Below are 17,935 nucleotides of genomic sequence, written 5' to 3'. Positions count from 1 at the left end.
GTGTCTCTGGATGGTCGCCTGATCGACTATGCCTCGATCCGTCAGGCCGAAGTACTGGTCGAAAAGGCTAATCAGATCGCAGCTGCGTGAACCTGTAGTGCCGGGCCATTTAACAACAACGCTTCGCACCACTGCTTCGGTTATCTTTGCCGAGGCAGTGTCGGCAGCGGACCCAGCAACTGCCCTGCGCCGCAAGTTATGCGTCGCTCCACTTCCAACACCTGCAAGTGGCGGGCGCAGCGTCCTGATTGCGGTCGGGAAGGCTGCGCCCAAAATGCTGTCAGAGGCGTTGCAACACGTTGAAGGCCCGCATGTAGCTTTGGCTGTAACACATGCTGAAAATCAGACGGATGTATCCGGCGCGACCGTCTTAACAAGCGGGCATCCCATCCCCGATGAGCGTGGGTTGAAAGCCGGGCGGCAGATTGTGTCTTTGCTCAGCGAAGCATGGGAACATGATCAGGTCATTGCGCTAATCTCGGGCGGGGGATCAGCACTTATCCCCGCCCCCGTCAGCGGCCTGACCCTATCGGACAAGATACGGGTTAACGAAGTGCTTCTATCCTCGGGGTTGGGTATCACTCAGATAAATCTGATACGCCAGCAACTCAGCCAACTTAAGGGCGGCGGGTTTCTGAAACATTCGGCTCCAGCGCCGGTCACGGCTTACATTCTTTCGGATGTAATCGGGGATGACCTGCGGGCTGTTGCCAGTGGCCCGACCGTTTCCCCTATCGGCAGCCATGCAGACGCGCGCAGAACTTGCATCGAAAACGGCCTATGGCATGAGTTGCCCAAAGCAGTCCGCACGTATCTGGAACACAGTATTCCTGATCAGAGGCTTAGTGCTCAAGCCACCAACCACCTGATCGGCTCTAATCGGATAAGCCTGCAGGCTGCACACGGTTGCGCGTCTCGATCATTCGACGCCGAGATCGTCTCGGATGCGTTAACCTGCAATGTGGACGATGCCGCAGAACAAGTTTTGCATGCGACCCGATCCGTGACCGTGGATCGTCCGAAAGCCCTGCTGTTTGGCGGTGAGACAACTGTCCGACTGCGTGGCTCAGGGTGGGGCGGTCGAAATCAGGAAATGGCATTGCGTCTCGCCTATTTGACTCAGGAACAGAAAATACCGGGCAACTGGGTTTTTCTCAGCGGTGGCACGGATGGCCGGGATGGACCAACCACAGCGGCGGGAGCCATAGTAGATGCTGGCACTGTCTGTCGGATACGTAATGCCGGGAAGGATCCAGTGGCTTTACTGTCCAACAATGACAGTAATTCCGCGTTGTCATTAGCAGGTGATCTCCTGCAAACCGGGGCGACCGGAACCAATGTGGCGGACATACAGATTATGCTACTGGTACCATAAACCTAAGACCATTCGTTATACTCGGTCCTGAGTCTGGATCTGACAAAAAACCGCAGATATCGAGTTCAAGAGATCAGTAAAACGACTCTTGCCCGGCGCGATTGTCGCGGCACGCAGAGGTTCGATCAAGGATGTCATGCTCGCTATCGGAAAGCCGACAAACAGTGGAATTCTGATCTCTGGCCTTTTTTCTGGCAGCATGATTATTTTACTATCAGGAAAACTTTGATGCTATGATGCTCCGAATGGATTGGGTTTTCCGCTGCTCCTGCTTGCAGAACCAGTTTGGACAAGTGTAGCAAGACATTGAAAGAGTGAAATTGAAAAAACGCGATAAAGAAATGGCGGCAAATCTGACTCAGGACCCACATTCCGTTCGTTCGGGTAACAGAGAAAAAGTTCTTGAAGTTGCCATCGGCCGCGAGGTTCGCGCCTTTCGCAAGCAGCAGGAAATAACCGTCGCGGAGCTTGCCCAGCTAACCGGTTTGTCGATCGGCATGCTGTCAAAGATCGAAAATGGAAATACGTCACCCTCCTTGACGACCTTGCAGTCACTGGCGGATGCACTGTCGGTTCCTTTGACAAGTTTTTTTAGACAGTTCGAAGAACGCCGGGAGGCGGTTCATACAAAAGCAGGTGAAGGTGTCGAGTTGGAGCGTGAAGGAACACGTGCCAACCACCAATATAACCTGTTGGGGCATATTGGCGCCAACGGATCAGGCGTAATTGTAGAACCCTATCTGATCACCCTGACTGCTAAATCCGATGTGTTTCCAACATTCCAACATGGTGGCATCGAGACGATTTACATGCTGGAAGGTGAAGTGGATTACCGCCATGGGGACCAGATTTACCCACTGAAACCGGGTGACACTCTGTTCTTTGATGCGGATTCACCCCATGGCCCGGAACGGTTGGTTAATCTGCCGGCCCGCTACATATCGGTGATCAGCTATCCGCAGACAAACTGATCGTCTTGCGCAATAGGAAATCCGTGGGTCTGTCATAGCCTTCATGGCTGCCCGTATTCACGATCGTGAACCCAAGCCTTGAAAAAACACGATGGTTTTCAGTAAGTTCCACGCGCGTTTCCAGTTCCAGCGCAGGCAGACCAAGCTCAGTTGCACGGCTTGCAGCATGATCCACCAACGTGCGGCAGATACCTTGCCCCCGCAGTCCTTCCTGAACTGCAAGCTTCCCCAAGTACAGGCTGTCGGGTTTGGGCGTCAGAAACATACATGCGAACAGCGGTCGGCCGATGGCCCAGATTTCACCACCATCCTTACAGTGCTCCCGCATCCCTTCCACCGTCAGCCTATGGATAGAAGACGGAGGGTCGATCCGGGCATCCATGAATTGAAATGACGCACGAAGCAGCGCAAGCGCGTCATATAATGCAAAGTCATCGCTCGGAATTAGCCAAGGCGTGAAGTCCGGATCAGTCATTTGAGCAACGGCACTTCACAATGCTCACTTCGACAAAGGCGGTTCCGTTTCCAAGTCCGGCCAAATCCCTGGCGATGTGGGTAACCCGTCGTCGAACTGGCTGAGATAGTCCAGCATCATCGGGCGATTGTCGATGAACCCCTTATAAGTTGCCAGCTCTTCAGGCAGGTCCCGAATAACCCGGTGCAGACGGCGACCCCATTTGGGAACAGTCATCAGATCCTGAAAACTGCACAGATAGCAGCGGATCGGGAACACCAGCGCATTGGAGCGCGGCAGACGGAAGAACGTCTGCAACTCGACCCGCAGATGCTGCTTGTGGGCGATGTTTTCGGGCGTCAGCGTGGTCTTTTGGATCCCCCATTTGTGATAGTTTTCCGGGCTTGTATCCAGCAAAGGGTTCACCGTCATGGTCCAGTTGAGACGCCGCGCAGGGGCGCCCTGCTGGATATTCAGCAAGAACTTCAGCGCGCGCTGGAAAATACCCATTTCATGGGCCTTCGGAACCGGCGCGTGCCATTCGAAAAAGTTCATGCCGATGTCGAAATCCAGGCTCCAATCGGCTTGTGTTGTCACCATGCCGGCGTCCATCCACAGCATCTCATCACGCTGATCCAGCACGGCGAAATCGCCCTGAGCTTGTCGCGTGATGTATTCCATCGGCCCATAAGGCAGCGTGGTTTCATCCATGAAGGTAAAGCTGTGATCGATGCCCATTGGCTTGTTGATCCAACGCCACTGATTGCCGTTGCGATGCAACTCGAACAGATCAGGATAGTCTTCGGACTTGCTAACCATGATCAATTCCAACAAGTCCCATCCGGCCAATGTCATATGCGGCAGAGACTGACAGCGCAGCGGGTCCTGATCCAGAACCATCGCGCGGTCTTTCATCTCCGAGACGTAGTGCTCGTCCACATCGAACCGCATCTCATAGACTGATCCCTCTGGCCCACCGCGATGTTGTTCCATGTTGACCGAATACATGTAGCTGTCTTCGTGAAATGGGAACGGAAAGCGTTTGATCGCCCAGTCCGAGTTGTGGAACGTATAGTCGTCGCGGAAGGACTCGTCGTTGAATTGAATGGTCATGGTGGGCCTCCTCTCAGCGGTCCAGCACGAGGGACTTGCCCTCGAAACGCGATACGCAGGGCATGATTTTCTTGCCCGATGCCTTTTCTTCGTCGGTCAGCCAGTGATCGCGGTGCACAAAGTTGCCGTTGTGATCCAGCACGACGGTTTCACACTGACCGCAGGCTCCGCCACGACACAGATAGGGCGCATCCACACCTTCGCGTTCTATGGCTTCCAGAAGGCTCTCGTTCTCGCCCACATGAACGACTTTGTCTGACGCTGCCAAACGCACTTCGAACGGTGTACCGGGCTGAGGCGCCAGGAACTCTTCGTAATGCACGCAATCTTCGGGCCAGCCTTCAGCAGCGGCCGTGTTGCGCACCCAGTCGATCATGCCCTTGGGGCCGCAGACATAAACATGCGTGCCCAGAGGTTGCCCGCTCAGCAAGTTCTCCAGATCAATCTGCTGGTTCTGGTCGTCGTAATACAGATGCGTCTCATTGGGATGCCGGTCGGTCAGTTGGTCCGCATAAGATGCCAGCGCGTGATTGCGACAGGCATAATGCAGCTCCCAATGCCCATGCAGCAGTTCAAGTTGTTTGATCTGCGCCAGAAACGGGGTGATCCCGATTCCACCGGCCAGAAACAGGTGCTTGCGGGCACGCAAATCGAGCGAGAACAGGTTGACCGGATAGCTGATGGTCATTTCGTCGCCCAACTTGACCTGGCGGTGCATGAATAGCGAACCACCCCTGCCCTCATCATCACGCCGAACCGAAATGGTGTAGGATGACTGATCAAACGGGTCCGACATCAGCGAATATGGGTTGAGCCGCGTGATGCCACCATCCTGCATTTCGACGACCGTATGGGCCCCGCCCGAAAAGGTCGGCAACTGGCCTCCGTCAATACGTTCGAACCGGAACCGCGTCACCAACTCGTTCAGCGGCGTGATCTCGGTCACTTTGACCTGGATTTTCTCGGCGCCACTCATTCGTAAATCCCCTTCGGCTCGGGCACGTTACCATGATCTTCGGCATCCACGCGGACACCCTGATAGGCGGCAAGACGGCGGGAATAGTGATCGCGCACGAACAGGTTCAGCCCGCAATGCGCACAGACAAACGGGTCAACCTCAACATCTTCGGTGATGCCTTTGCAATGCACGCATTGCATTCGGCGCGCGACCGATCCGCGATGTTCGGTCTGAATTGCCTTGTGCGGCAGGCCTACGGCCATCACCTCGTTCATGGCCTGACCCATCATGCCCTCAGAGCCGGTCAGGTAGACCTGCAACCCCATATGCGCGTCTTCCAAAACGCGGCGAATGCGCTGCAGCGAGGCTTCATAGGATGGACCTTCGTAGAATTGCGCAGGCTTCAGTGCCTGCAGTCGCTCAACGTAATCCGTTCCCTTGGGAATGTAGATCAGATGGGTTTTGGCCATCAGGTCGGGTGTTGCGATGGCGAGAACGGCTTCGGCCCCTTCGGCCTCAGCGATCATGAGATGATGTTCACCTGAGCGAACCTCTAGCGTGCCCCAGACCGGGCGGCTTGCGATTGACTTGGGAAATTCGAACTTTGACATTGTGCCCTCAAATAGGAAAAGGGCGCCACGGTGTGTCCGTCGCGCCCTCTGAAACTCAGCCCTTTGCGGTTCGGATAGATTTGTCCTGATCGTAGAACGGCATTTCTTCCGCAGTCGCCGCTATTTCTGTCCCATCACCGTTGCGCACTGTCAGCTTGGTGCCGGGTGAGGCACAGGCGACCGGCATTCGCGCGATACCTACGTTGTGCCCGTTGATTTCGGAATACATGCCAAAGGTGACAACCCCGACCTTTTCACCGTTTTGCAGCAGGTCCGCACCCTCATCCGCAGGGGTCGTGCCGTCAAGCTTGACGCCGTAGATCTTGAACCGTTCTTTGCCTTGCGATGCATAGTGGTTCTCGGCCCCAATAAAACCGGTTTTACCGGGTGAGACTGTAAATTCCAGGCCCAGTTCCCAAAGCGTATCACCGCAGGTTTCGCCGTCAAACGGGTAGGTTTCCGAATTGTCGCCCGGATAAAACAGCAAGTAGCTTTCGGTGCGCAGCAGATCGAGGGTCGAGAACTGGACCGGGACGATCCCCATATCCTTGCCTTCCGCCAGAATGTTGTCCCACAGGTGTACCGCGTGCTTGGCCTGACAGAAAATCTCATACCCGCGCTCACCAGTATAGCCGGTCCGCGAAATCATCACTGGGCAGCCATAGAGTTTGGTCTGCATGATGCCGAAATAGGCCAGATCCCGAATTCCGGGAATGTGCTTGGCCAGGAAATCAACGGCCACTGGTCCTTGAAGCGACATGTCGTGCATGTCGTCGTCAAAAATGACCGCGCAGTTTTTACCCGCCGCCACCGACGTCAGCTGCTCCATGCCCGTGCCGGTGCCGTGCACCACAAGCCATGTGTTCACCGACAAGCGATAGATGATGCAATCGTCAACGAATTTACCTTCGGCATTCAGGATCGAGGCATAGGTCGAACGACCCGGCATGATCTTTTCCACGTTCCGCGTGGTGACCCGATCAATGACATAGGCGGCATCTTCGCCGACCACGTGAACCTTTTTGAGGCCGGAAACATCCATGAGGCCCGCCTTGGTGCGGATTGCCTCATAATCAGCTTTGGCGCGCTCCGGGCTGTGGTCATAGAACCATGCGGTTCCCATGCCGTTCCAGTCCTCAAGTTCGCCGCCGATCTCGGCATGGCGCTGCGCAAGGGCGGACGTCCTCCAAAGAATGGCCATGGTTCAGCTCTCCCGTTGATTGCTTTTTGTTGCCCATATTGAGGCCGATGTCAGATTGAAAATCAACACCTCTGTGCAGATTATTTTCCTGTTGGGAATATTTGCCTTCAAATTCTGAACCCTTAGGCGGGGGCTTAGAGTTGAAGAAAATCCCTTATTTTCATGACTAAGAGGCAGTATTCGACCCTTCAAATTGAGTATGCGACGCCACCGTTAAAGATGTTTGCCCCACATATCTATTGACAGGTGCCCCACGAGATTGTCCCCTGAGTAGATAAAATTTCCCAGCAGGAAAACTCCGCAGAGAGACCTCCTGCTGCAACAACAGGGAGACTACGAAGTGGATGGCAATCTAAATGCTCTCACGACGATCTTTACCGAGTTCTACTACTGGGTAACGGTCGTTTTCATGTTCCTCATCCATGTGGGTTTTTGCATGTACGAAGTCGGCGCCAGCCGTGCCCGTAACCATATGCACACATTGATGAAAAACATCATGATCATCCCACTGGTGACGGTCACGTTCTTCTTCTTTGGATGGTGGATCTATTGGGCTTTTCCGAACTTTCCGTTCTGGGGCGGTCTGGATGCAGAAGCGGGCGCAGCGAATCTGCCTTGGGCCGACACGATGGCAACCAATGTTAGTGACAGAATCACCGGCGTTTTCTGGGCAGCATTCCTGCTGTTCTCTTGGACGGCAGCCTCGATCGTTTCGGGTTCCGTGATCGAACGGATCAGGTCTTCGGCGCTCTGGGTTCATGCGGTCATGATCGGATCGGTCTGGTGGATCATCGACGCTGCATGGGGCTGGCACTACGGTGGCTGGATGGTTCGAATTCTCGGCTACCATGATGCATACGCTTCCGGTGTAATTCACGCAATTGCAGGCGGTTATGCATTGGGTGTAATCATGGTTCTGGGCCCGCGCCTAGGCAAGTTCGCCAAGGACGGTACACCGAGGGACATTCCTCCGCACAATCCGTGGCTACTGACGATCGGCATCTTCCTGATCTACACTGGCTTCTGGGGCTTCTATGCCGCGTGCAACGTGCCTGTGATTTCACCTGAAGGGATCGATGGGCAGATCACTGGCGTAACTTGGACAGCTACCAATATCTATCTGGCTCCGACGACCCTGTCGGCGATCACCTTCAACTTCCTGATGTCGCTGTCTGGCGGTCTGATGGCGGCTTATGTGATCTCGAAAGGTGATGCGTTCTGGACATTCTCGGGCGGGCTTGCCGGAATTATCACTGCCTCGGCTGGAAACGATTTGTATCATCCGATTCAGGCAATGATCATTGCCGCGATCGGCGTCGTGATCGTGTACAAGCTGCACTACTGGGTTGAACGCCGGTTCAAGCTGGATGATGCGGTGGGCGCCGTTGCTGTGCACGGTTATGCCGGGGTTGTTGGCCTGGTGATTTCAGGCTTTGTCCTCTGGGGTGTGCCATCTTCGCCGTACGAAGGATACGCAACAATCAACCCGATCGGTCAAATCACCGGTGCGGTCATCATGTTCTTTGTTCTTGGCTTCCTACCCGGCTGGGCTCTGGCCAAGATGCAAGCGGCCGCAGGTGTGCTTCGCATCCCGGAAGAGGTCGAACTGCAGGGCCTCGATTACGCCGAGCACCACGCCTACGAAGATGCCAAGGCAGCGATCATTGAAGCTGACAAACAGGAATTGGTTGCCCGTGCTGGCGCGGCAGCGAAGTAAAGGAGAAAGACATGTCTACGAATGGATACACAAGCTGGGCTGTCGATCTTGCCGAGGTCGGTCCGATCTACCCCTTCCAAGGTTACGAAGTTCTGATGGTAATCATTGGTGTGGTCTTCTGGATTGGCTGGCATCGCATCCAGTTCGTCCGGGAAGGTGAACACCTTGAGAAGGCCCGCCACACCGGCGACGAAGAGAAGGTGAAGGCACAGCTGGAACGATACTGATCCAGCTTTATGAGCTGGCAATGGGCGTGAAATCAGAGATCACGCCCATTGCCTCTTAGGAAAAAAACTTTCCTACTATTATTGATGTCCCCCAGTTTTGTTGATACCGTCGAATCATAGTGAAACACACAAGGAGATCTGCCAGCCATGTGCGGAATTGTTGGATTATTCCTCAAAGACCAGTCTCTTGCGCCCCAACTGGGTAACATGCTGACGGACATGCTGATTACGATGACAGACCGCGGCCCCGATAGTGCCGGTATCGCGATCTATGGCGCAGAGTCGGCAGGCAAAACCAAGGTTACAGTCCAGTCGCCCAACCCCGATGCTGACTTTGTCGGCCTGGCTGATGAGCTGGGTGAAAAGCTGGGCGCAACGGTTGGTCAGACAAACAACGACACACACACCGTTCTTGAAATTCCCGCCGGTCAGTTCGAAGCCGCACGCGCTGCGCTGGCCGAAATCCGCCCGTCGGTTCGGATCATGAGCCGCGGCGAAAGCCTCGAAATCTATAAGGAAGTTGGCCTGCCCAAGGATGTTGCAGACCGATTTAACCTCAACGGTATGAGCGGCACCCACGGCATTGGGCACACGCGTATGGCGACCGAATCCGCCGTGACGACAATGGGCGCACATCCGTTCAACACCGGGCCAGATCAGTGTCTGGTCCATAATGGATCGCTGTCCAACCACAACTCGTTGCGCCGAAAACTGCGCCGCGAAGGTGTGGTTATCCAGACCCAGAACGACACCGAAGTGGGTGCAGCATATCTGACCTGGAAAATGATGAACGGCGCGACACTGGGTGAGGCTCTGGAAACCAGCATCGATGATCTGGACGGTTTCTTCACCTTTGTTGTTGGCACCAAAGACGGGTTTGGCGTCGTACGAGACCCAATTGCCTGTAAGCCTGCGGTGATGGCCGAAACAGACCAATATGTGGCCTTTGGCAGCGAATACCGTGCTTTGGTGAACCTACCGGGTATTGAAGACGCCCGGGTTTGGGAACCTGAACCCTCCACCGTATATTTCTGGTCGCACAACGACAGCCCCACAACCCACGAAAAGGCCGCCTGATATGCAGACCTATGATCTAGAGGCAGACGGGCTGCGCGGATTGAACTCATCCCTGCAGGCACAAAACGCCGAGACCAATCAAACCCGTTGGGAAATTGTGAATCCTAAGGGCAGCCACGCAATCGCAGTCGGACTGGACGCGCCGATCGAAGTGACGGTCAAAGGCTCGACCGGGTATTATTGTGCCGGGATGAACCAACAGGCGACCATAAAGGTAGAAGGCTCTGTTGGTCCGGGCGTTGCTGAAAACATGATGTCCGGTCAGGTCATCGTCGATGGTGACGCCAGCCAATACGCCGGAGCGACCGGCCATGGCGGATTGCTGGTGATCAAAGGCAATGCCAGCTCGCGCTGCGGCATCTCAATGAAAGGGATCGATATCGTCGTGCATGGCAACATCGGCCATATGTCCGCCTTCATGGCACAGGACGGCAATCTGGTTGTCTGCGGGGACGCAGGAGATGCGCTGGGGGATTCACTCTACGAAGCCCGGCTGTTCGTGCGTGGTTCGGTCAAGAGCCTCGGCGCCGATTGCATCGAGAAGGACATGCGTCCCGAGCATCTGGATATCCTGAGGGATCTTCTGGCCCGCGCGGGCAGCGACGCCAAGCCAGAAGAGTTCAAACGCTATGGTTCGGCCCGTCAGCTTTATAATTTCGACGTTGATAACGCCGCCGCTTACTGAGGAAGAAGGGTATGAAAGATATGGACGATCAGATCCCCCGCACCCTGCCGATCCAGTCGGCGACATTTTCCAACCCGATCAATGCCGAGATCCGTCGCGCCGCTGCGACCGGCATCTATGACATTCGTGGTGGGGGGGCGAAGCGGAAAGTACCTCATTTCGACGACCTGCTTTTTCTGGGTGCGTCGGTATCGCGCTATCCGTTGGAGGGCTATCGCGAACGTTGCGATACCTCAGTGACGCTGGGCACGCGCTTTGCCAAAAAGCCGATCGAGCTTGATATCCCGATCACCATCGCGGGCATGAGTTTTGGCGCATTGTCAGGTCCGGCGAAAGAAGCTCTGGGCCGCGGCGCATCCGCAGCGGGCACGTCAACCACCACCGGTGACGGTGGCATGACACCAGAGGAACGCGGCCATTCAACCAAGCTGGTTTATCAGTATTTACCTTCGCGTTACGGCATGAACCCGAACGATCTGCGCAAGGCTGATGCAATTGAGATTGTGGTTGGCCAAGGTGCCAAACCCGGCGGCGGTGGTATGCTGCTGGGTCAGAAGATTAGCGACCGCGTGGCCGAGATGCGAACCCTGCCCAAGGGTATCGACCAGCGCTCGGCCTGTCGACATCCCGACTGGACTGGCCCGGACGATCTTGAGATCAAGATCCTCGAACTGCGCGAGATCACTGACTGGCAAGTGCCGATCTATGTCAAAGTTGGCGCGACACGCCCCTACTACGACACTGCTTTGGCCGTGAAAGCTGGAGCCGACGTTGTTGTCATGGATGGAATGCAGGGCGGCACCGCTGCCACGCAGGACGTTTTCATCGAACATGTCGGTCTGCCGACGCTGTCCTGTATCCGCCCCGCCGTGCAAGCGCTGCAGGATCTGGGTGTGCATCGTGAGGTGCAGCTGGTTATCTCGGGCGGTATCCGCACCGGGGCCGATGTGGCCAAGGCTTTGGCGCTGGGTGCAGATGCGGTTGCTATCGGCACCGCCGCTCTGGTTGCCCTCGGGGACAACGATCCCAAATGGGAATCCGAATACCAAAAACTGGGCACAACAACCGGTGCATATGACGATTGGCACGAAGGACAGGACCCGGCTGGTATTACCACGCAGGACCCCGAACTGGCCGCACGTCTGGACCCGGTCGATGCCGGCCGCAGGCTGCGTAACTACCTGAAAGTTATGACGCTTGAGGCGCAGACCATTGCGCGCGCCTGTGGGCACAATCACCTGCACAACCTCGAGCCCGAGGACTTGTGTGCCCTGACAATGGAGGCCGCCGCAATGGCGCGGGTGCCGCTAGCGGGAACCAGTTGGTACCCCGGTAAGGAAGGGTTCTGAATAGATGCTGCGCGGCTCCCTGATGGGGGCCGCGTTTTGGCTTTGAAAAACTAAAATTCAACAGGGAAAGGAAAGCAATCGTGACGATAGATCTCGCAGCTTTCGCAAAAGAAAAAGGCGTCAAATACTTCATGATCTCGTTCACCGATCTGTTCGGTGGACAGCGGGCCAAACTGGTGCCCGCACAGGCGATTGCTGACATGCAGGAAGATGGCGCAGGCTTTGCCGGGTTCGCCACCTGGCTGGACATGACGCCGGCCCATCCTGACATGCTGGCGGTGCCGGATCCGTCCTCGGTCATTCAACTGCCATGGAAGCCCGAAGTGGCCTGGGTCGCCGGGAATTGCGTGATGGAAGACAAGGATGTGGCGCAGGCCCCGCGCAACGTTTTGCGCCGGTTGATTGACGAAGCTGCAAGCGAGGGCATGCATGTCAAAACTGGTATCGAGGCTGAGTTCTTTTTGCTGACCCCGGACGGCGAGCAAATCAGCGACCCATTCGATACAGCAGAAAAGCCCTGTTATGACCAACAAGCCGTAATGCGCCGCTATGATGTGGTACGCGAGATCTGCGATTACATGCTGGAACTGGGCTGGGGCCCCTACCAGAACGACCACGAGGACGCCAATGGCCAGTTCGAGATGAACTGGGAATTTGATGATGCGCTGCGCACCGCAGACAAGCATTCGTTCTTCAAGTTCATGACCAAATCCGTGGCCGAAAAGCACGGGCTTCGGGCGACCTTCATGCCGAAACCGGTTGAAGGCCTGACCGGAAATGGCTGTCATGCCCATATCTCGGTCTGGGATGCGCCGGGTGACGCCGCCAAAACCAACGTGTTTGCAGGCGAAGGCGACGGCCCTACCGGTGAAGTTGGGCTGGGCGAACGCGGAAAACACTTCCTCGGCGGTATCATGAAACACGCCTCAGCACTGGCAGCAATCACCAATCCAACAGTGAACAGTTACAAACGTATCAACGCGCCACGGACAATGTCGGGCGCAACATGGGCGCCCAATACAGTGACCTGGACAGGCAACAACCGGACGCACATGGTTCGCGTTCCCGGCCCCGGCCGGTTTGAGCTGCGTCTGCCCGATGGGGCGACCAACCCCTATCTGCTACAAGCGGTGATCATCGCCGCTGGTCTGTCCGGTATCCGGTCCAAAGCTGACCCGGGCAAACGTTGGGACATCGATATGTATGCGGAAGGCCACAAGGTACGCGGTGCGCCGAAACTACCGTTGAACATGCTTGATGCCCTGCGCGAATACGACAAGGACAAGGAACTGAAGGCCATGATGGGTGCCGAGTTCTCATCCGCGTTTCTGAAAATGAAACATCAGGAATGGAACTCTTTCGTCTCTCACTTCTCACGCTGGGAAAAAGACAACACTTTGGACATCTAAGCCGGGTTGCAAGGTTGCATCTCTGGGCCGCGGAAAAAGCTGCGGCCCCGTTACTTGAGGCCCCAAGTGGCTCGCCAGGAACGTTCTCAAGTTTCAGCATACGCAAGGCGAGTCTCGGCGCAGTTAATGACCACATCGCCAAGCATCAAGACGACACGCAGATCGTACACTTCTACAAAGGGCAATCTATTCCGCAACTGGGCGATTTTGACGTTTTGCTAGTGATGGGCACCCGATGGATGTTTCGGAGGTCAATACCAATCCTTGGCTAACGGGCTCTGTTGCAAAGTTTTGGTTGTTGACGCGCTTGAGTTTAGCGTGTGGATGGCTTTCGGTCCCAACTAGTTGAAAGCCAGCTCATGATCTCCTTCAAAGGCGCGCAATTTCCCAAGGATGTGATCCTCTTTGCTGTGTTCTTCTACGTCCGATATGGCGTGTCGTATCGTGATCTTGAAGAAATCATGTCTGAGCGTGGCGTTGCGGTAGATCACACGACGCTGAACCGGTGGGTGACAAAATACGCTAGTGCAATTGCCGAAGTCGCGCGCAGGCGCAAGGGACCGTGTGACCGCTCCTGGCGAATGGATGAAACTTACATCAAGGTGAAAGGTGCGTGGGTCTATCTCTACCGAGCCGTCGATAAACACGGCAAGACGTTGGATTTCATGCTTTCAGGTCGTCGGAACAAACCTGCCGCTACGAAATTCTTCGCTCGAATGCTTGAATGCAATGGCCTTCCAAGAAAAATCGTCATCGACAAGAGCGGCGCGAACACAGCCGGGATCAAAGCCATCAACAAGATGCTGAAGGGCTTTGGATGCCCGATCCCAATCGAGATGGTCAGGCGGAAGTATTTGAATAACATCGTGGAACAGGACCATCGCTTCATCAAGAGACGCACTCGACCGATGCTAGGGTTCAAGGCCTTTGCTTCAGCGGCGGCTACACTGGATGGAATCGAAGTGACGCACATGATCCGCAAAGGTCAACTCACGCCCGGAATCTGCCCGTTTCGTCAATTTGCAGAACTGGCGGCATAAGCTGCGGGTTCGGTTTCAACTCTTCAAAATGCCAGAAACTTCGCAACAGATCCTTCATGATCTCATCGATCTGCATCCAAGTGGAGTTTACTGCACCCCAGACGTCATGGGTCAACGCGGTTCGAACAAGGCGCGCGTTGTCTCGTGCCTGTTTGATGACTGACTTGATCGAGGATGGATTATCAGCATCGCGCAGCACCCAATCTACCGCGTTGTCTTTTGAAACATCATCGTATTTGGCGTAGTACGCATCCAGAACGCCGGCCGTTTTCAGAACAGAGCCCCATTCCTCGGCGGAGTTCTTGGTACGGGTCAACGCCATCCGCTGACCTGTTTCAAGCAGCCTGGCCGTGTTTTCCGCCCTCTCAAGGTATCGGGACATCCAAAACAACCCACCTGCAGTTTTTCCCAGCATGGTCAGTCCTCCAGAACCCAGGTGTCTTTGGTCCCGCCACCCTGGCTTGAGTTTACGACTAGAGATCCCTTCTTAAGCGCCACGCGGGTCAAACCGCCGGGTGTGATCTTGATCCCTTCGGGTGACACCAAAACGAACGGCCTTAGGTCAACATGTCTGGGCGCAAGTCCCGAGCGCGCAAAGATCGGAACCGTCGAAAGCGACAGCGTCGGCTGAGCAATGTAGTTCCCGGGCCGCGATTTGAGCTTGTAGCGGAACGCCGCAATCTCTTTCTTGCTGGCGGTCGGTCCGATCAACATTCCATAACCGCCAGACCCGTGTACTTCTTTCACAACAAGCTCGGACAGGTTGTCCAGCACGTAGGAGAGAGACTCGGGATCACTGCAGCGCCAGGTCGGGACGTTTTGCAGCAAGGGTTTCTCACCCGTGTAGAATTCAACGATTTCAGGCATGTAGGAATAGATCGCCTTATCGTCGGCAATACCGGTCCCCGGTGCGTTGGCGATTGTGATACCTCCTGCACGGTAAACGTCCAGGATACCTGGTACGCCCAAGGCGCTATCGGCGTTGAAATTCAGGGGATCCAGAAAGTCGTCATCTACGCGGCGGTAAAGTACGTCGATGGGCTTGTAACCTCTGGTGGTACGCATGCAGACCCGCCCATCAACAACGCGTAGGTCGTGGCCTTCGACCAATTCCACAGCCATCTGATCAGCAAGAAACGCATGTTCGTAATAGGCCGAATTATAGATGCCTGGGGTTAACACCGCGACGGTTGGCTCCCCGTCGGCGCAAGCCGGCGCGCAGGCAGCAAGAGATCGTCTCAGATTGCGGGGGTAGTCTGAAACATTACGAACATTCGTCGCGCTGAAGAGCTCGGGGAACATCTTTAGCATCGTTTCCCGGTTCTCCAACATATAGCTGACCCCGGATGGTGTACGGGCGTTGTCCTCCAGAACGAAAAACTCGTCTGGTCCGGTTCGCACCAGATCGACCCCGACTATGTGCGTATAGACCTGACCGGGCGGTGAGACACCAAGCATCTGCGGCAGGAAGGCCTCGTTTCCGGCAATCATCTCTGCCGGCACGCGCCCGGCCCGGACAATTTCTTGACGGTGGTAAATGTCATGTAGGAATGCGTTGATTGCCCGCACCCGCTGTTCGATACCGCGTTCCAGCCGCTGCCATTCCCGCGCTGAAACAACTCGTGGTACGATATCAAACGGTATCAGACGTTCCTCGGCCTCGGCTTTGCCGTATACGTTAAAAGTGATGCCCGTCAGCCTAAACACTTCTTCGGCTTCGCGCTGTTTCGCCCTCAGTCGTGATGCGTCTTCCGCATTAAACCAGCGGCCGATCTCTTCGTATGGACCTCTAAGTGATCCATCGCCGTTGAACATTTCATCAAAATACTCACTCATGCTCTTAGTTTTACGCATAGATCAGATTTTTCAAGTCATTCAGGCTTGGTTGGATGCTGCCTAGGGAAGGAGCGTCTAATTTTCAGGCTTATTGACGATTGTGATGGTCTAAACAACGCGGTGCTATTCGTGTTTTCAGTTGATGTCACATTCATTGAGATGCACTGAGCATTACATGGCTTTTCGCTGCAACGGAACGTCCGCTTTGGGCTCGATGCGGACCTTCGCTGCAGTACATCCGAACGACCACTCTGCGGACATAGCTGCCATTCGCCCTTTCCCAAAATCCTCTTTGTGTCGCAGTCTTGCGCGTGACGTCCGCTTGACGACACGACCCCTATCAAACGATCATCTCCGAACTGTCATGTGGTACTTCGAGGAAAATCTCATGGAAGTATTCGGAAGTGAAGCACAACGACGCATGTCAACCATGGGCGAGCATCTTATGCAGCTGTTGGGTGATGACCCTCGGTTTTGTAGCCATGGGCGTGGTATACAGATTGCCAACGAATATAGCGGGGCGTTGGATGATGCCGTCGCAATGGCCCGAATTCTTGGCATCACGGCGATAGAAAGCATACCGCGTGAGGAGGTTGCGTTGGCGCGCGAACGAATTGAAAGCGAGGGTTTAAAGACCGACACGATTGCTTGCTATCTTGGCGGTCTGAACTGTGTCGAAGCCGCTCGGCAAGTGGTCGCAACTCAGGCGTTGCCCGAAGATTTATCCATACGAGTGATTGATCCCAGCTCTCCGCCAGAATGGCTTGAAGCTTTCGCGGAAGTCGCGTTGAGCCACGGTGTTTTACCGCCAATAGGTCCGGTGATGCGCGGATTGTCTCGTCCCGGGTTTGCTATGGTCGTCGTTGATAAATCAGGTGCCCCAGTCGCAACTGCGGGCTCAGTTCTGTGTCATCCCTCCAGCAGTCGGCTGCATAGTCGCGCACAATGGGGGCAACTCTCGACCAAACCTGAACGCATGGGCGAGGGCATTGCAAAAGTCTTGGGGGCGATAGCTCTAATTCACTCGCATGAAAAGCTTGGGGCCACAGGGTTCAAGACAGGCATCGCTCCGGGCAACATTCCTTCTGCACGGCTTTGCGAAAGACTTGGCTTGGAGGACAGTGGAAGCGACATAGTCGCGATCATAGACCCTCTCGTATACTCAGAAGATCGGTTAACCAAGTGACCCATCCGGCTGTCTATGGTCGCATTGTGTAATCAGTGCTGCCAAGAGCCTGAGTTAGTTCCTTAAAATAGGTAAAACGGGGTAAACTCTAGTCTCATTTGGGCTCAAAGCGGTCGTCGGCGGCGGCGTGTAAGAATGGCGGTCTGGACAGTCTTACAAGGGAGCGTGGTGTGGGGAATGGACTTCTACCGCGGATCTGGACGTACTAGGCAACGCAAGGAGCGTGCCAACGGATCTAAGGCAAATGTTGTGATAGCACGACATGCTTCACGCCTGTCCTAAGCGGCGCTAGTCTCCCGTCATAGCAACGCTGAAAGGAGCCGCCCAATGTCCCTCTTCTCTAAACTCTTCGGTGGTGGTGAAAAGTCGGAGCTGGAGCCAGTCTCTTACAGAGGGTTCGAAATCTTTCCGGACCTGATGCCCGAAGGTGGCAAGTATCGCCTTCTAGCCCGTATCGAAAAGACCATCGGCGGAAATCGCAAGACCCATACAGTGATCCGGGCGGATGTTTTTGAGACCCGGGATCAGGGCGAAAGCTTCAGCATCGCAAAGGCGAAACAGGTGATCGACGAGCAGGGCGAACGCATTTTCGATTAAGCAAACAGACAGCCTAATATATGCGATGCAATCGACGGATGGTTCCGCAAATTAGACATCCGCCCCGATCTGGCGAAAGAACGCTAAGCAAGCCAAGCAGTCATTGGAAGTCTTAGATGCCCGATCCAT

At 55.2% G+C, this 17,935-nt stretch carries 18 protein-coding genes; 11 read left to right on the top strand and 7 right to left on the bottom strand.

Annotated elements, in window-relative coordinates; translation table 11 throughout:
* The first annotated feature begins 97 nt into the window (after positions 1–97).
* Together AC2FJE_RS23195 and AC2FJE_RS23190 are read left to right on the top strand one after the other, a co-directional pair.
* A complete protein-coding gene (locus tag AC2FJE_RS23195; protein ID WP_496761520.1) occupies positions 98–1,375 on the top strand; it encodes a glycerate kinase type-2 family protein in 1,278 nt (425 codons plus the stop codon).
* Positions 1,376–1,716: 341 nt separating this feature from the next.
* A complete protein-coding gene (locus AC2FJE_RS23190) occupies positions 1,717–2,346 on the top strand; it encodes a helix-turn-helix domain-containing protein (protein ID WP_058272918.1) in 630 nt (209 codons plus the stop codon).
* Here the strand turns inward: AC2FJE_RS23190 and AC2FJE_RS23185 are convergent.
* From AC2FJE_RS23185 to AC2FJE_RS23165, 5 genes are read right to left on the bottom strand one after another with little or no spacing between them, the layout of a single operon-like run.
* A complete protein-coding gene (locus AC2FJE_RS23185) occupies positions 2,324–2,821 on the bottom strand; it encodes a GNAT family N-acetyltransferase (RefSeq protein ID WP_282169683.1) in 498 nt (165 codons plus the stop codon). The two genes, AC2FJE_RS23190 and AC2FJE_RS23185, sit on opposite strands and share 23 nt — an antisense overlap.
* 24 nt (positions 2,822–2,845) lie before the next feature.
* Positions 2,846–3,913, bottom strand: a complete 1,068-nt coding sequence (locus AC2FJE_RS23180; protein WP_282119225.1) for a heme-dependent oxidative N-demethylase family protein — start codon at positions 3,911–3,913, stop codon at positions 2,846–2,848.
* Between the two features lie 13 nt (positions 3,914–3,926).
* Complete coding sequence (locus AC2FJE_RS23175) at positions 3,927–4,889, bottom strand: PDR/VanB family oxidoreductase (protein WP_496758488.1); 963 nt, start codon at positions 4,887–4,889, stop codon at positions 3,927–3,929.
* Positions 4,886–5,482, bottom strand: a complete 597-nt coding sequence (locus AC2FJE_RS23170; protein WP_109310840.1) for a dimethylamine monooxygenase subunit DmmA family protein — start codon at positions 5,480–5,482, stop codon at positions 4,886–4,888. The genes AC2FJE_RS23175 and AC2FJE_RS23170 overlap by 4 nt, the downstream gene beginning before the upstream one ends.
* Before the next feature lie 55 nt (positions 5,483–5,537).
* Entirely contained in the window at positions 5,538–6,683 is a 1,146-nt protein-coding gene (locus AC2FJE_RS23165; RefSeq protein ID WP_282154348.1) for an aminomethyl transferase family protein, read from the bottom strand.
* 340 nt (positions 6,684–7,023) lie between these two features.
* Here AC2FJE_RS23165 and AC2FJE_RS23160 point away from each other — a divergent pair, with 340 nt between their 5' ends.
* The 7 genes from AC2FJE_RS23160 to AC2FJE_RS23130 all read left to right on the top strand — a co-directional run bounded on the left by AC2FJE_RS23160 (position 7,024) and on the right by AC2FJE_RS23130 (position 14,187).
* The gene (locus tag AC2FJE_RS23160; protein ID WP_496758491.1) at positions 7,024–8,400 is read left to right on the top strand and encodes an ammonium transporter; all 1,377 of its coding nucleotides are present in this window, start codon (positions 7,024–7,026) and stop codon (positions 8,398–8,400) included.
* A gap of 11 nt (positions 8,401–8,411) precedes the next feature.
* Complete coding sequence (locus AC2FJE_RS23155; protein ID WP_108861028.1) at positions 8,412–8,627, top strand: hypothetical protein; 216 nt, start codon at positions 8,412–8,414, stop codon at positions 8,625–8,627.
* A gap of 147 nt (positions 8,628–8,774) precedes the next feature.
* Positions 8,775–9,704, top strand: a complete 930-nt coding sequence (locus AC2FJE_RS23150; RefSeq protein WP_496758493.1) for a class II glutamine amidotransferase — start codon at positions 8,775–8,777, stop codon at positions 9,702–9,704.
* Position 9,705: 1 nt separating this feature from the next.
* Positions 9,706–10,389 (top strand): GltB/FmdC/FwdC-like GXGXG domain-containing protein, encoded by a 684-nt coding sequence (locus AC2FJE_RS23145; RefSeq protein WP_108861026.1) that lies wholly within the window; start codon positions 9,706–9,708, stop codon positions 10,387–10,389.
* A gap of 20 nt (positions 10,390–10,409) precedes the next feature.
* Positions 10,410–11,738, top strand: a complete 1,329-nt coding sequence (locus tag AC2FJE_RS23140) for an FMN-binding glutamate synthase family protein (protein WP_108861050.1) — start codon at positions 10,410–10,412, stop codon at positions 11,736–11,738.
* Positions 11,739–11,818: 80 nt separating this feature from the next.
* The gene (gene glnT, locus AC2FJE_RS23135; protein WP_108861025.1) at positions 11,819–13,147 is read left to right on the top strand and encodes a type III glutamate--ammonia ligase; all 1,329 of its coding nucleotides are present in this window, start codon (positions 11,819–11,821) and stop codon (positions 13,145–13,147) included.
* A 359-nt stretch (positions 13,148–13,506) separates the two neighbouring features.
* Complete coding sequence (locus tag AC2FJE_RS23130) at positions 13,507–14,187, top strand: IS6 family transposase (protein ID WP_299902152.1); 681 nt, start codon at positions 13,507–13,509, stop codon at positions 14,185–14,187.
* Here the strand turns inward: AC2FJE_RS23130 and AC2FJE_RS23125 are convergent.
* Together AC2FJE_RS23125 and AC2FJE_RS23120 are read right to left on the bottom strand one after the other, a co-directional pair.
* Positions 14,138–14,602 carry an alpha-E domain-containing protein gene (locus tag AC2FJE_RS23125; protein WP_496761519.1) on the bottom strand — a complete coding sequence of 155 codons (465 nt, stop codon included), beginning with the start codon at positions 14,600–14,602 and terminating at the stop codon, positions 14,138–14,140. The genes AC2FJE_RS23130 and AC2FJE_RS23125 overlap by 50 nt on opposite strands.
* A gap of 2 nt (positions 14,603–14,604) precedes the next feature.
* Positions 14,605–16,023, bottom strand: a complete 1,419-nt coding sequence (locus tag AC2FJE_RS23120; RefSeq protein WP_496761518.1) for a circularly permuted type 2 ATP-grasp protein — start codon at positions 16,021–16,023, stop codon at positions 14,605–14,607.
* 388 nt (positions 16,024–16,411) lie between these two features.
* Between AC2FJE_RS23120 and AC2FJE_RS23115 the strand changes: the two genes are divergently transcribed.
* Both AC2FJE_RS23115 and AC2FJE_RS23110 read left to right on the top strand, forming a co-directional pair.
* The gene (locus AC2FJE_RS23115) at positions 16,412–17,209 is read left to right on the top strand and encodes a GNAT family N-acetyltransferase (protein WP_496758526.1); all 798 of its coding nucleotides are present in this window, start codon (positions 16,412–16,414) and stop codon (positions 17,207–17,209) included.
* Positions 17,210–17,536: 327 nt separating this feature from the next.
* Entirely contained in the window at positions 17,537–17,806 is a 270-nt protein-coding gene (locus tag AC2FJE_RS23110; RefSeq protein ID WP_496737577.1) for an HlyU family transcriptional regulator, read from the top strand.
* The last annotated feature ends 129 nt before the right edge of the window (positions 17,807–17,935 follow it).

Source organism: Ruegeria sp. CDSC002 (assembly GCF_059610905.1).
Note: the sequence above shows the minus strand (reverse complement) of the source record. Positions and strands in the feature narration are given on the sequence as shown.

Bases quoted from the DNA above. Each gene is read 5' to 3' on its own strand.
- AC2FJE_RS23190 (WP_058272918.1), top strand. From the start codon at position 1,717: ATGGCGGCAAATCTGACTCAGGACCCACATTCCGTTCGTTCGGGTAAC.
- AC2FJE_RS23185 (WP_282169683.1), bottom strand. From the start codon at position 2,821: ATGACTGATCCGGACTTCACGCCTTGGCTAATTCCGAGCGATGACTTT.
- AC2FJE_RS23180 (WP_282119225.1), bottom strand. From the start codon at position 3,913: ATGACCATTCAATTCAACGACGAGTCCTTCCGCGACGACTATACGTTC.
- AC2FJE_RS23175 (WP_496758488.1), bottom strand. From the start codon at position 4,889: ATGAGTGGCGCCGAGAAAATCCAGGTCAAAGTGACCGAGATCACGCCG.
- AC2FJE_RS23170 (WP_109310840.1), bottom strand. From the start codon at position 5,482: ATGTCAAAGTTCGAATTTCCCAAGTCAATCGCAAGCCGCCCGGTCTGG.
- AC2FJE_RS23165 (WP_282154348.1), bottom strand. From the start codon at position 6,683: ATGGCCATTCTTTGGAGGACGTCCGCCCTTGCGCAGCGCCATGCCGAG.
- AC2FJE_RS23155 (WP_108861028.1), top strand. From the start codon at position 8,412: ATGTCTACGAATGGATACACAAGCTGGGCTGTCGATCTTGCCGAGGTC.
- AC2FJE_RS23150 (WP_496758493.1), top strand. From the start codon at position 8,775: ATGTGCGGAATTGTTGGATTATTCCTCAAAGACCAGTCTCTTGCGCCC.
- AC2FJE_RS23145 (WP_108861026.1), top strand. From the start codon at position 9,706: ATGCAGACCTATGATCTAGAGGCAGACGGGCTGCGCGGATTGAACTCA.
- AC2FJE_RS23140 (WP_108861050.1), top strand. From the start codon at position 10,410: ATGGACGATCAGATCCCCCGCACCCTGCCGATCCAGTCGGCGACATTT.
- AC2FJE_RS23130 (WP_299902152.1), top strand. From the start codon at position 13,507: ATGATCTCCTTCAAAGGCGCGCAATTTCCCAAGGATGTGATCCTCTTT.
- AC2FJE_RS23125 (WP_496761519.1), bottom strand. From the start codon at position 14,602: ATGCTGGGAAAAACTGCAGGTGGGTTGTTTTGGATGTCCCGATACCTT.
- AC2FJE_RS23120 (WP_496761518.1), bottom strand. From the start codon at position 16,023: ATGAGTGAGTATTTTGATGAAATGTTCAACGGCGATGGATCACTTAGA.
- AC2FJE_RS23115 (WP_496758526.1), top strand. From the start codon at position 16,412: ATGGAAGTATTCGGAAGTGAAGCACAACGACGCATGTCAACCATGGGC.
- AC2FJE_RS23110 (WP_496737577.1), top strand. From the start codon at position 17,537: ATGTCCCTCTTCTCTAAACTCTTCGGTGGTGGTGAAAAGTCGGAGCTG.